The organism is Colwellia sp. Bg11-12 (genome assembly GCF_014076955.1).
GTDB lineage: Bacteria > Pseudomonadota > Gammaproteobacteria > Enterobacterales > Alteromonadaceae > Colwellia_A.
Genome location: NZ_JACGUZ010000052.1, coordinates 92,988 through 106,544 on the forward strand (window position 1 = coordinate 92,988; position 13,557 = coordinate 106,544).

Here is a 13,557-nt window from a genome sequence, read left to right on the forward strand (position 1 = left end):
AACACCATTAATATAACTAATACATATAAAGAGAGTAACCACTTGAAGCACGCATATTTAGCCTTATCAATTGCCACTATATTAAATATCCCTGTTGTTAATGCAGCGCCTTTTGCTGAAGAAGAAACAGTCACAGAAGAAGTTATTGAAGTTATTGAAGTTCTCGGTAAGGCGAGTAATTCTCAGGGATTGTCAGTAAAAGATACTTCTATTGATGGTCCCTTTGGCGATAATTTGGCATTAAAAGATATCGCGCGTTCAGTGACTCCTATTTCAAGTGAGCTTATCGAGCAGCTTAATATCACAACATTACAAGACGTTCTTGCAGTTAGCCCTAATACTTATTCGGCAAGTGGTTTTGGCGCGCCAAGTTTACCAACTATACGGGGTCAATTAGGTGAATTATTCCAAGATGGTACTCGTCGACAAGCGGGTAATAATGGTTTTGGTGTTCCGCTGTCATTTAACTCAGTCGAACAAATAGATGTAGTAAAAGGTGCTCCGCCAGTTTTATTTGGTTCAAGCCAACGTAATGGTGGTTTCGTCAATTTACATTCTAAAACAGCTTCAACTGATGAAAGCAAAGGTAAAATTAATTTATCGGCAGGGCGCTGGGATCAACACCGTGCACAACTTGATTTCACCCGTGCTATTGTAAAAGATAAAGTGGGCTTTAGAGTAAGCGCTGAACATATCGATAATGGCAGCTTTTATGATTATGCAGGCATGAAAAGCGACAGTTTATATGCAGCACTGCGTATTTTACCTGATGATAAAAGTAGCTGGGACGTAAACTTTGAATTATACCAAGTTGAGTTTACTGATAACGCAGGTATTAACCGTCCTACACAAGCGTTAATTGACCACGGCTTATATATAACTGGCCAAGGTGTGCAAAGTAACGGCAGTACGGTTCCTGCTGCAGGCGCTATTGTTTCTCCTGAGGGGCAAATACAATTACCTCGTAGCACAGTATTAACCGATCCTGATAATCTAAACGAAGCAACGACTTATTTATTTCACAGTATTTATAAACGTGAAATTTCTCCAAGTTTATCTCTTAAAAACACAACGTACTTTCAACATTTACAACGTGAAGAAATTGCACAAAACAGTTTTGTTGAAATTATCGACGGTGCAGACACCGCACAAAATAGAACTGAGTTAACTTATTTATGGAATAGTGATCAGCAAACTATTTTTGCCCTAGATGTTCGTTATAACAAAGTACTTGGTTATAGCCAATTTACTACAGAAGCTGATTCACCTATTGATTTAACGGGTGCTCTTTCAAATCGTCGCATCCCTTTAACCGCTGAACAGCAAGCGCGCTTAGTTGAACTTCGCTCCGGTGTTTTTGTATCGCCTGGTGCGCAATACGATATAAACAATGATGATGCGGGTGATTTTAACTTATCTGATACCACTGATTCTCGCTCTGTACAAACAGGTTTAGCAATTCAACACGATTCAGACTGGACAAGAGATTTACATACCGCTATTGGTTACCGAGCTGACTTTTATGATGTGAAAGCACAGGATCCTATTGCGCCAGATGGTCAAATTGCAGCAAGTGACAGCATTAACGAAGTGTTGCATTCAGCCCATGCAAGTTTTAACTATACACTAACGAGTGATTATACCTTTTATGGTACGGCTAGTTATAACGAAGCCACCTCAAACAGCATGGCAGGTGGTACCGCATTAAGTAGCAATAACACCATAAGTGAGCAAAATTTTGCGACAGAAAATACGTTAGTTGAATTTGGTTTAAAATACGCGCCAACAGACAACGATTGGTATGCAGATGGTGCAGTATTTAGCCAACGCCGTAGCTTGCGTAACAGAGACGGAAGTAATACAGGTATTCGCACACAAGGTTTTGAAAGCCAGTTTTTTTACGATGCCTATCCCTATTGGGTGAGTGTAGGTTATAGCTATATTGATGCAAGTTACGACAATTCATCAAGTAGCCAAGATTCCGCTCAAATAGCTGACGCGTTTGATAATTCACGTCCAGATATTATTGAAGGAACCAGTGTTGGCGCGCCAAGCTTTACCTCTTTTGCGCCATCAAATAGGCAAGTACAAGGAATTCCTCAACAATCTTTTAGTTTTAATGGAAGTTATTCAATAAATTCTGAATGGCAAATTGGTTTTTCAGGTCTATATACAAAGAGTTACCCATTAGACTTTTTAGCGACAGTTAAGATCCGTGACCAATACACATTAAACATGAATACGAGCTACGCATTTACACCAAATACTAAATTACGATTTGATGTAAACAATGTAACGAATGAAAAAAATTGGCGTCCTGTATTTGAAGGCGGTTACTTTGGCGCAACCTTGGTATTTCCTGAGTTGCCCATTAACGCGAAATTAACCGTTAGCCATAATTTTTAAACGAAATAGACTTTAAATAAAAAAGTATAAAGAGATAACATGATTAAAAAATTAGCTTTACTTGTCATTGCAGCAGCCGTTATTGGCTTGTTCTTTTATTATGATTTAAACCAATTATTAACACTTGATGGTTTAAAAGGTTCAATGGACCAATTTGGTCAATGGCGTGAACAATCTCCGTTATTCGTTATTGGGGGGTTCTTCTTATTGTATGTAATTGTTACCGCATTATCATTGCCTGGCGCGGCAATTTTAACGATAGCAGCAGGGGCTTTATTTGGTTTGGTTGAAGGCTTATTAGTTGCTTCTTTTGCTTCGACCATTGGTGCTACATTAGCATTTTTAGTATCGCGTTACCTACTTCGTGACTCTGTAAAAAATAAGTTCCCAGAGCGCTTAGCCGCTATTGACGCGGGTGTAGAGAAAGAAGGGGCTTTTTACTTATTCACTTTACGTTTAGTTCCTGTTTTCCCATTCTTTTTGATTAATTTGTTAATGGGTGTAACCGCGATTAAATCTTGGACGTTCTATTGGGTAAGCCAGATAGGTATGTTTGCAGGTACATTTGTATACGTTAATGCCGGTACTCAGCTCGCTCAAATTGAAAGTTTATCGGGCATATTATCATTAAACCTAATTTTATCGTTTGCTTTATTAGGTGTTTTTCCACTTGTTGCAAAAGGGATAATTAGCGTGTTTAAAAAACGTCGTGTATATAAAAATTATAGAAAACCAAAGAAATTTGACCGCAACATGATTGTAATCGGTGCCGGTGCTGGTGGCTTAGTTACGAGTTATATTGCAGCAGCTGTAAAAGCTAAAGTAACCCTTATTGAAGCCGGCGAAATGGGCGGCGATTGTTTAAATTACGGTTGTGTTCCAAGTAAAGCGATTATTAAAAGTGCAAAAGTGGCTGAGCAAATTCGCCATGGCGAACATTACGGTCTTGAAAACGCGACGCCACAATTTTCATTCAAAAAAGTAATGGCCCGTGTTCATAAAGTTATAGCTGATGTTGCACCACACGACAGTGTAGAGCGTTACACAAACTTAGGTGTAGACGTGGTAAAAGGTTATGGTAAGTTAATCGACCCGTGGACTGTTGAAATTAAACTTAATGATGGGGGCACACAAACATTAACGGCTCGTACTATTGTAATCGCAACAGGTGCACGTCCATTTGTTCCGCCATTACCTGGTATTGAAGAAACAGGTTACGTAACAAGTGATACGCTATGGAGTAAGTTTGCTGAATTAGACGAGGCGCCTAAAAAACTTGTTGTTCTTGGTGGTGGCCCAATTGGTAGCGAATTAGCACAAAGTTTTGCTCGTTTAGGTTCTAACGTTACACAAATTGAAATGGCAGAGCGTATTATGATCAAAGAAGACCTTGAAGTGTCTACTTTTGCTCACGAAGCCTTAACAGAAAGTGGCGTTAACATTTTAACCTCGCATCAAGCATTACGTTGTGAAACACGCGACGGTAAAAAATACATTATTGTGAAACGCCTTAATGAAGGAAAAGACGAAGAAATTGAAGTTGAATACGACGAGCTTTTATGTGCAGTAGGTCGAAGTGCACGCCTTAAAGGTTACGGTCTTGAAGAATTAGGTATAGAAACTAATCGCACTATCGTTACAAACGAATATTTAGAAACGTTATATCCGAATATTTTTGCGGCGGGCGACATTGTAGGTCCTTACCAGTTTACCCATGTTGCAGCTCATCAAGGTTGGTACGCAGCGGTGAACGGTTTATTTGGTAACTTGAAAAAATTTAAAGTCGATTATCGTGTCATTCCATGGACTACTTTTATTGATCCTGAAGTTGCTCGCGTTGGGGTTAATGAACAAGAAGCAAAAGATAAAGGCATAGATTACGAAATAACACGTTTTGAATTTGAAGAACTTGACCGTGCAATTACTGACAGCGCAACGAAAGGCTTTATTAAAGTCATTACACCTAGAGGCAAAGACACCATATTAGGTGTTACGGTAGTTTCTGAGCATGCAGGTGATTTAATTGCTGAATTTGTATTAGCAATGAAACACGGTTTAGGTTTAAACAAAATTTTAGGTACTATTCATAGTTACCCCACATGGGCTGAAGGTAATAAGTATGCAGCGGGCGAGTGGAAAAGAGCTCACGCACCTAAAACGGTTTTAAACTGGCTTGAAAAATACCACACTTGGCGCAGAGGTTAATATGTCAACTATATTTTCATATACACGGTTTTCATCTACACGTTTAAAGTCAGGACTTAATGCATTTGTGTTAAGTACTCTACTACTTGCATCATCAGTAGTTACTGCTCAAACGGTAACACAAACGAGTGACCTGCATGAGTCTTGGAATACCTTACTTAACAATAATGTAGTGGCAATAAATAATGGTCACAGCACTGAAGTGAATTACGCTGGCATTAAAAAGCAATACAGCGAGCTTAAAGTATACTTAGATAGTTTAAGTGTTGTTACGCAAAGTGAATTTGATTCATGGGAAAAGTCGAAGCAATTGGCTTTTCTAATTAATGCTTACAATGCATGGACTGTTGATCTTATTTTGAGTGAGTATCCTGCTATTGATTCTATTAAAGACTTAGGCAGTTTCTTTAGTTCGCCATGGAGTAAAAAGTTTGTCTCTTTGTTAGGTGAAAAACGCAGTTTAGATAACGTAGAGCATGAGTTAATTCGCGGTGCAGTAGATAGCGATGGCAAAGCTGTTTATGGCGATCCCCGAATCCACTTTGCTGTAAATTGTGCAAGTATTGGCTGTCCGGCATTACGTGAAGAAGCTTTTACTGCTGATAAGTTAGCACAACAACTTGAAGAGCAAACCGTACGTTTTCTTGCTGATAGCACACGTAATTTTGCTAAAGGTAATACGTTAAGCGTTTCATCTATTTTTAAATGGTACCGAGGAGACTTTGAAAAGGGTTACAAAAACGCAGATACTCTAGCGAAGTTTATGCTGCAGTATTCTGCAGAACTTAATTTGTCACCCGATCAACAACAAGCGCTAACTAACGGTAAAATGGCTATAGAATTTTTAGATTACAATTGGGATTTAAATGCACAGCATTAAGTCTTTGCAGCACATCACGCGACGCAATTATATTTGTGTCGCGTTTTGCATTTTAATAAGCTCACTTTATGTGTTAATAATGACCAGTGTTCTTGCGGCTACAACTCATAGCGTTGCTCAACAATTACACTGGAAAAATATTGAACGCAAAGGGACTGATCAAGCCGTGTACTTTCATGCTTGGGGTGGAGACGCTCAAATCAATGCCTATATTCAATGGGTTGCTCAGCAAGTTAAAGAAAAATATCAAATCAACTTACAACACGTAAAACTTAGCGATACCAGCGAAGCGGTAAGTCGTGTGTTAGCTGAAAAATCGGCAAATAATAATTCTCAAGGCAATGTTGATTTAGTTTGGATCAACGGTGCTAACTTTTCTACTATGGCTCAGCACTCCCTTTTATTAAAAGGCTGGGCGGATAAATTACCTAATTTTAGGCTAACAGATCCGTTGAATAATCCTGCCGTTACTCTAGATTTTGGAGTTCCGACCCAAGGGATGGAATCTCCCTGGGGACAAGCATCCCTTACATTTTATTACGATAGAATTGCTACGTTAAAGCCTCCACAAGACTTAAATGAATTGTTAACTTGGACAAAAAAAAATCCAGGGCGATTTAGTTATCCAAAGCCACCAGATTTTTTAGGCTTAAGCTTCTTAAAGTATGCTTTAGTGGTATTACATCAAGAAAATGTTAATACGTTAGAAGATAAAAAATCAACAATTCTCAATGGTGAAAGTCATCCAGATCCTCTTTATGCGCCAACAACATCAGCAAACATAGAGGAAGTATTGCAGCCTTTATGGACATTTTTAGACAACTTACATCCTAACTTATGGCGTAAAGGTAAACATTTTATGCAAACAGGTGTTGAGATGCGTCGATTAGTTGATGATACCGAGTTAAGTTTAGCTTTTACTTTTTCGGGTCCTGAAATTCCTGCAGCAGTAAAACGTTACGATTTACCTCAAAGTATTCGTAGCTATGCCATGGCAGATGGTAGTTTAAGTAATACGCACTTTGTCGGCATTCCTTATAATGCTAGCCATGCAGAAAGTGCACAACTTGTAGCGAATTTTTTACTTAGTCCACAAGCACAAGCTTATAAACAACAAGCTGAAGTGTGGGGCGATAAAACGGTGCTCATTGCTTCAAGGTTAACTGCAGAGCAACAAAATTTATTTAAAACACAAAAGCCACATCCCAGTGCGTTATCATTTAATAGTATTACGCGTACGTTAAGTGAACCTCATCCAAGTTGGGTTAAAGCCATAACTTTAGGTTGGCAGCAACGTTATGGCGTTACTCGATGACTCAGAAAAACATTCAAAACGGCAATCGGTTAAACCATTCTACCGATTGGTTTACACGTATGGTTAAATTCAGCCCTAAGTTTCTAGTGCTTTTATTAATTGTGCCTGTATTTGGTGGCTTAGTGGGTGTTTTGCTTCCAGCCTTTGGCTGGGCTCCTGCACTAGGTCAATATGATTTTGGCTTACAGGGGTTTAACGCACTTTGGCAAACTTCAGGTTTCGGCCAAATGATCGGCTTAAGTATCGCCACAGGTTTAGTGAGTACATTACTCGCTTTTGCCGTTAGCTTGATGATCTTAGCAGCATTTTTTAATAGCGTTTGGTTAAACCGTATCCAACAAATATTAAGTCCTATTCTAGTTATTCCTCATGCGGCGGCAGCGATTGCGGTTGGATTTTTAATTGCGCCATCTGGTATGTTCTCTCGTTTATTTTCTCCTTGGTTAAGTGCTTGGGAATTTGCGCCTAATGGAATTTTTCCGCACGATCCTTACGGTATCAGTATCATTTTAGGCTTAACTCTTAAAGAACTACCATTCTTATTATTAATGGCTTTAGGGGCTTTAGCTCAACCTGAATTAGGTAAGAAGTTACGACAACAACACAAAGTAGCGCTTAACTTAGGTTATTGCCCGATGACAGCCTTTTTTAAAGTCATACTACCTAGCCTATATCCGTTATTACGTTTACCGCTTTTGGCTGTATTAGCTTATGCCAGTTCAAGTGTCGAAATGCCGCTTATATTAGGACCTAATACTCCACCAACCCTTGCAGTGGCGATTATGCAATGGTTAAGCGATGTCGATTTAAACTTACGTATTAAAGCATCCGCAGGGGCTTTACTTCAATTAGCTTTAACGGGTGGCTTGTTAGCTATATGGCTTTTAGGTGAAAAAACGATTAAGGGGTTATTTGGTGACTTTTTAACGAATGGCAGACGCGAATACGGTGGCGCTTATTGGCAAAAAATTACAGGGGCTATAACGGTATTAGTTATTATCTTTATTGGTTTAGCTTTACTTGGTTTAGTGTTGTGGTCGATTGCAGGCTTTTGGCGTTTTCCTAACGCCTTACCTGATTCATTGACCTTATTGCATTGGCAAAGTGCTGCAAAGCAAATGGGTGAGCCCTTAGTTAATACACTTGTTATTGGTATAATAACGACATTAATCGCTATTTCTTTAACACTTTTATGTTTAGAGTCAGAGCAAATAAAGGGCAAGTTACTCTCACGTTTTACAAGCTTAATTATATATATTCCTTTGCTTGTTCCTAGCATTGCTTTTTTATTTGGCCTGGTATGGATACAGCAATTAATGGCAGTACAAGTTAGCTTTATTAGTTATATTAATGTGGTTATAGCGCATTTATTATTTGTTTTACCTTATGTTTTTTTATCATTAGCCAGTAGTTACAGACAATTAGATGCACGTTTCGCTATTGTTGCTGCCAGTTTAGGAACTAAACCTTGTAAAGTATTTTTAAAGGTAAAACTTCCACAACTATTTTCGCCTATATTAATTGCGGCGGCATTAGGTTTAGCGATAAGTTTTGGTCAATACCTGCCAACATTATTAGCAGGAGGAGGTCGTATAAGTACCATTACCACCGAAGCTATTACTTTGGCTAATGGTGCAAGCCGACGTACTAGTGCTGTATACGCACTTATGCAAATGTTATTACCGCTTATTGGTTTTATATTGGCGTGGCTTTTACCCAAGTTTATTTACAAAGTTGCACACCGTTAAAAATGAATATATCTAGCATCGTTAAGGTTATTAAATGCAGTCATCTTTACATATAAAGAATTTACAATTGTTTCGTCAAAACGAGCTACTTCTTACTTTGAACGAACAAGTTAATGGTGGTGAGATCCTCACACTGATGGGGCCATCGGGCAGTGGTAAATCAAGTTTACTTAACTGGCTAACGGGTGCGCTACCATCTGGCTTTCATGCTGATGGGGAAGTGTGGTTAAATGACTCAAATATTACGTTTACTCCCGCACACCAACGTCATGTTGGCGTTTTGTATCAAGACGCTTTGTTGTTTTCTCATTTATCAGTGGCAGGTAATATTGCTTTTGCTATGCCTCAAGGTAATAAAAAACAACGCCTTGAAAAAATTGAAGCATCGTTAGAGCAGTTGGGATTAAAAGGTTTAGCTGATCGCCATCCTGATAACCTTTCAGGTGGTCAGCAAGCGCGTGTAGCATTACTTAGAGTATTATTGAGTGAGCCTAAAGCTATCTTACTTGATGAACCTTTCAGTAAGCTAGATTCAGAACTACGTGAAGACACCCGACAATTGGTGTTTGAACAAATACGATATCATCAACTGCCTGCGATTATGGTGACACATGATCATAGCGATGCTAAAGCAGCTGATGGAAAAATTATTACCTTAAGTAAATTAGCTTAAGCATTTATTGATTTTTACTAAACAGAGTAAGTTGTATGTTAGACAAATATATCACTCCCGTTATAAAACCTTTGTTAACACCTGTTGTTAGCTTATTGCATAAACGCAATATTACCGCAGACCAACTGACTTTTTATGGTTTTATCGTGGGTATGTTAGCCGTGCCATTATTAGCTTTTCAGTTATGGTATTGGGCGCTTGCTGCTATTGTTGTTAATCGTATTTTAGACGGTTTAGATGGCGCTCTTGCTCGTTATGCTAATCAAAGTTCAAGCGCCGGTGGTTTCTTAGATATCACCTTAGATTTTTTATTTTATGCCGCGATTCCACTAGGCTTTATCTTTGCTGATCCTCAATTAAATGGTATTGCAGGTTCAATATTACTCGCGACTTTTATTGGTACAGGATCAAGCTTTTTAGCCTTTGCTATTGCTGCTGAAAAATTCAAAATTGATAAACCACAATTTAAATACAAAAGCTTTTATTACTTAAATGGACTAACCGAAGGTACAGAAACCATTGCCTTATTTATTGCTTTTTGTATTTGGCCTCATCACTTTTCGTTGTTAGCGTTTATATTTTCAGCTGCTTGTATCATTACTATTTTTACGCGTATACATGGCGGTTATAACACACTGAAAGCACAAGAAGCATTGTTGAAAGAAAGTGACCCCTTGTTAGAGAGTCATTCAAACACGCATACTGTTGATGATGAAGAGGTGAAAAGTGACTAATGAAATTTGGTGGCGCTTAGGCTGTTTTTTTAGTGTACTAACTATAATGCTACTACTTGAATGGCAAAAACCTGCACGTAAGTCTCCTATTAAAAAGACTAAACGTTGGCTTGCTAATTTTGGATTGGTGTTTGCATCCTCTGTATTGGCGCGTTTAACCATACCTATTGGTTTAACAGCCATTGCTTTATATAACGTTGAACAACATATCGGTATGTTTAATCAAGATTTTTACACAGATGTTAATGTACCTAGTTGGTTAACCATTGTATTAAGTTTATTACTGTTAGATGTGTTGATTTATTGGCAACATCGACTGTTTCATCAAGTTCCTATGTTATGGCGTTTACATCGTGTACATCATGCGGATGCGCATGTAGATACGAGTACAGGTTTACGTTTTCATCCCATTGAAATTGTATTAAGCATTTTAATCAAATTGGCTGTTGTAGTCGCTTTAGGTATTCCTGCTATTGCTGTACTTATTTTCGAAATTGCTTTAAATGGACTAGCTTTATTTAATCACGCTAATATTCGTTTACCTAGGGTGATTGAAAAACCTTTACGTTTAATTTTAATGACCCAAATTTTACATCGTATTCATCATAGCCAAGTGGTTAAAGAAACTAATTCAAACTATGGTTTTAGTGTTATTTGGTGGGACAAACTATTCGGTAGCTATAAAGGTGAAGCAAGTAAGCATGATGGTAATATTAAGATCGGATTAGTTGAATACCCGTTAGAAAAACAAAACTCCTCGCTATGGGCCTTGTTAGTTATGCCATTCAAGAGTAAGTAATGCATTGAGTCCCCCTAATTTATGAGGGACTTTATAATAAACGAGTTACTCTAAAGGATTGTTATATATAAAAATATAATCTGAATTCTCTTTAAAAGGGAATGACTCGAATGTAGAAAGCCGGTGACACAAGTCTATTAATTTTTCGATGTTGGCCAAACAAAGGGAGCAGGCTTGGTGGAGCTCTTTTCTGCTACTGCTGTATTCTGGGCGAGTATCCCCCTGATTAATTTCCCTGTTTCTTTATGCTTACTACAAAATGTTTTTAGGTATAATATTTCAACTCTACTGCGTGCCCAAGGGGTTGTACGCAGAAATTTTAAGCTTGATTTAAGACGCGGCTTATTGGTGAAACAACGAATGTTAAGTAGCTCACCCATTTTATCCCAACCAATTTTCTTCTCCAGTTCGGTTAGGATCTGTTCAAGTTTCACCCCATGTAGCGGATCATTACTTTTATTCATAGTCTGCCTAAAATCAAAAATAGCATTGTAACAAGTTTTCTAAATATTGACAGAATTGATAGATGATACTTGGTCAGTAAACCCGCTTTTGATAAATATATAGACTTATTGGCAATCGATACAAGCGACAGCGTCTAATCATTAAACTAAAAAGAAATAAAACGCCACGAGATGTTCTAGCTCAAGTAATCGATTATGCTTCTGGAGTTGTAGATATAGATGTCAGTAAACTGGTTGATATATGGTGAATACAGCCAAAAGCGCCTATTAAAATAACAACGTTTGGATAGGGCGTTTAAGTATCAATTTCGGGCTGATACAATGAAGTTTGATTCAATTATGCCGATCATCAACTTTGATATTCTAACACCTTAAACATGGTAGAAGCTGGTGGCTGTGATTGGATCAATATCCCGGGTACTGGTTACTTTGGTGTTGCATAAGTTATCAGTGATATACGTAGAGCTGATAAATATCAATTTAGGGACTTCAACAATAAAACACTTAACGAGTTAACCACTAAAGAAATTATCCAGCTTTTACGAGTTAGTTGATTATAATGCAGAATACTTAGTTCCAGTTAAATGGCATAATACTAAATCAATTAAAACTCTGTTTGTAAACCGACAACACCGAAATGGAGCCATACCATTGAGAAATTAAAAACAGACTTTAAATTGAATAAAATTACATCATTAAACGTGACGCTACGTCAAAATTAACAAGGGTAAGCCTCACAATTAAACATTCATGCACGTAGCGCACAGTAAGAAAGAGTGATAATTATTATTAAGAATACAAAGAAGCGAACGTATATTTGATCCAGCGTTATATTTGCAAACTAGTTTTACATGAAACATTAATTATTAATGCAGGCCGCTAAATAGATGAGATCACGTTTACAAGCATTGATTGAGTCGATCTAGTGGTAAGCTTGGATTAACACAGTTACAGGGAGCACCTCCCTATATTCCACATAGCTCACTATGTCCGATACTCTTCAGTATTGGACATAGTGAGTATAATGGTTTAGACTGCCTTTATACGTACTATCTACTTGGTTTTCAAAATAATGTTGTTAAATAAACCTGTTCCTTTATATCCACCATACATTGATTTGTGTGATTTTGATTTTGATGACTACCCAGATTTAGATAAAATATTCTCATCAAATGAACCTTGGTGGCTTGAACAATTTGATTGGGGGAAAGTTTTCCTTACTTATATAGGTAGAAATAAATCTACACATACTTATGACCGGTTTAGAAATGACGTTGAACGTTTTCTTTTGTGGTCATTTATTGAAAAGAAAAAACCAATAGATCAATTACGTAAATCAGACTTACTTGAATATGCTGACTTTTGTTGGCAGCCACCAGTTACTTGGATTGGTACATCAAATCAAGAACGTTTCAAAATATCCAATGGTTATTCCTTAGCTAATGAACTTTGGTTCCCGTATAAAATCCAAGCACCTAAAAGTCTAAAATCTGAATATATCATCGATAAGAAAAAATATCGTCCATCACAACAAACACTTTCATCAATGTTTACCGCAATTATCGTTTTCTACAACTATTTAATGGCTGAGGATTTTTGCATTGGTAATCCCGCACAAATAGCTAAAAAAGATTGCCGACATTTTATAATAGACTCTCAAGTTAAAGAAGTTAAACGTTTAACCGCTAGTCAATGGCAATATGTTTTAGATACAGCCGTTGAAATGGCTGATGAAAACCCACTATTTGAACGAAATTTATTTGTTATTTCTGCATTAAAAACCCTTTTTTTAAGGATTTCTGAACTATCGGAACGTGAAAATTGGTCACCTACAATGGGACACTTTTGGCAAGATGATGATGAAAATTGGTGGCTTAAAGTCTTTGGGAAAAGCCGTAAATTACGTGATATCACGGTTCCTCTTGATTTCTTACCTTTTTTAGAGCGTTACCGTTCTTCCCGTGGTTTATTAGGTTTGCCATCAAGTAATGAAAATTCAATTCTTGTTGAGAAAGTTCGTGGCCAAGGTGGTATGACATCTCGACATTTACGCCGTTTAGTTCAAAGTGTTTTCGATCAAGCACATGAAAATATGCGCAGATCCGAAGGTGAAAATAAGGCATTAAAATTGAAAGAAGCTTCTGCCCATTGGTTAAGGCATACCGGTGCAAGTATGGAAATTGAACGCGGGCGCCCTCTTAAGGATATTTCAGAGGATCTTGGTCATGCAAGCATGGCAACAACCGATACTGTATATGTTCAAAGTGAAAATAAGAAACGTGCGGAAAGTGGTAAAAAACGACAGGTTAATTAACCCTACATTCATTTATTTA

At 37.7% G+C, this 13,557-nt stretch carries 10 protein-coding genes; 9 read left to right on the top strand and 1 reads right to left on the bottom strand.

Annotation, left to right across the window (positions count from 1 at the left end; all coding sequences use genetic code 11):
• The first annotated feature begins 42 nt into the window (after positions 1 to 42).
• From H4J39_RS03500 to H4J39_RS03535, 8 genes are read left to right on the top strand one after another with little or no spacing between them, the layout of a single operon-like run.
• Positions 43 to 2,406 (top strand): TonB-dependent siderophore receptor, encoded by a 2,364-nt coding sequence (locus H4J39_RS03500; RefSeq protein WP_182226014.1) that lies wholly within the window; start codon positions 43 to 45, stop codon positions 2,404 to 2,406.
• A gap of 39 nt (positions 2,407 to 2,445) precedes the next feature.
• On the top strand, positions 2,446 to 4,611 hold the full coding sequence (locus H4J39_RS03505) for an FAD-dependent oxidoreductase (RefSeq protein ID WP_182226015.1): 2,166 nt from the start codon (positions 2,446 to 2,448) through the stop codon (positions 4,609 to 4,611).
• Position 4,612: 1 nt separating this feature from the next.
• Positions 4,613 to 5,491, top strand: coding sequence for a DUF547 domain-containing protein (locus tag H4J39_RS03510; protein WP_182226016.1), 879 nt, complete (start codon positions 4,613 to 4,615; stop codon positions 5,489 to 5,491).
• On the top strand, positions 5,478 to 6,806 hold the full coding sequence (locus H4J39_RS03515) for an ABC transporter substrate-binding protein (protein ID WP_182226017.1): 1,329 nt from the start codon (positions 5,478 to 5,480) through the stop codon (positions 6,804 to 6,806). The genes H4J39_RS03510 and H4J39_RS03515 overlap by 14 nt, the downstream gene beginning before the upstream one ends.
• A complete protein-coding gene (locus tag H4J39_RS03520; protein ID WP_182226018.1) occupies positions 6,803 to 8,554 on the top strand; it encodes an ABC transporter permease in 1,752 nt (583 codons plus the stop codon). Before H4J39_RS03515 ends, H4J39_RS03520 begins: the two co-directional genes overlap by 4 nt.
• A 34-nt stretch (positions 8,555 to 8,588) precedes the next feature.
• Positions 8,589 to 9,227, top strand: a complete 639-nt coding sequence (locus H4J39_RS03525; protein ID WP_182226019.1) for an ATP-binding cassette domain-containing protein — start codon at positions 8,589 to 8,591, stop codon at positions 9,225 to 9,227.
• Positions 9,228 to 9,262: 35 nt separating this feature from the next.
• Entirely contained in the window at positions 9,263 to 9,961 is a 699-nt protein-coding gene (locus tag H4J39_RS03530) for a CDP-alcohol phosphatidyltransferase family protein (protein ID WP_182226020.1), read from the top strand.
• The gene (locus H4J39_RS03535) at positions 9,954 to 10,760 is read left to right on the top strand and encodes a sterol desaturase family protein (RefSeq protein WP_182226021.1); all 807 of its coding nucleotides are present in this window, start codon (positions 9,954 to 9,956) and stop codon (positions 10,758 to 10,760) included. The genes H4J39_RS03530 and H4J39_RS03535 overlap by 8 nt, the downstream gene beginning before the upstream one ends.
• Before the next feature lie 137 nt (positions 10,761 to 10,897).
• On the opposite strand, the gene H4J39_RS03540 is transcribed toward H4J39_RS03535, so the two are convergent.
• Positions 10,898 to 11,224, bottom strand: coding sequence for a VF530 family DNA-binding protein (locus H4J39_RS03540; protein ID WP_182226022.1), 327 nt, complete (start codon positions 11,222 to 11,224; stop codon positions 10,898 to 10,900).
• A 1,072-nt stretch (positions 11,225 to 12,296) separates the two neighbouring features.
• Between H4J39_RS03540 and H4J39_RS03545 the strand changes: the two genes are divergently transcribed.
• A complete protein-coding gene (locus H4J39_RS03545) occupies positions 12,297 to 13,538 on the top strand; it encodes a tyrosine-type recombinase/integrase (protein ID WP_182226023.1) in 1,242 nt (413 codons plus the stop codon).
• Positions 13,539 to 13,557: the final 19 nt, after the last annotated feature.

What these genes read in the sequence shown, in the direction of transcription:
- H4J39_RS03520 (WP_182226018.1), top strand. Translation starts at nt 6,803, where the DNA reads ATGACTCAGAAAAACATTCAAAACGGCAATCGGTTAAACCATTCTACC.
- H4J39_RS03525 (WP_182226019.1), top strand. Translation starts at nt 8,589, where the DNA reads ATGCAGTCATCTTTACATATAAAGAATTTACAATTGTTTCGTCAAAAC.
- H4J39_RS03530 (WP_182226020.1), top strand. Translation starts at nt 9,263, where the DNA reads ATGTTAGACAAATATATCACTCCCGTTATAAAACCTTTGTTAACACCT.
- H4J39_RS03510 (WP_182226016.1), top strand. Translation starts at nt 4,613, where the DNA reads ATGTCAACTATATTTTCATATACACGGTTTTCATCTACACGTTTAAAG.
- H4J39_RS03545 (WP_182226023.1), top strand. Translation starts at nt 12,297, where the DNA reads ATGTTGTTAAATAAACCTGTTCCTTTATATCCACCATACATTGATTTG.
- H4J39_RS03515 (WP_182226017.1), top strand. Translation starts at nt 5,478, where the DNA reads ATGCACAGCATTAAGTCTTTGCAGCACATCACGCGACGCAATTATATT.
- H4J39_RS03540 (WP_182226022.1), bottom strand. Translation starts at nt 11,224, where the DNA reads ATGAATAAAAGTAATGATCCGCTACATGGGGTGAAACTTGAACAGATC.
- H4J39_RS03505 (WP_182226015.1), top strand. Translation starts at nt 2,446, where the DNA reads ATGATTAAAAAATTAGCTTTACTTGTCATTGCAGCAGCCGTTATTGGC.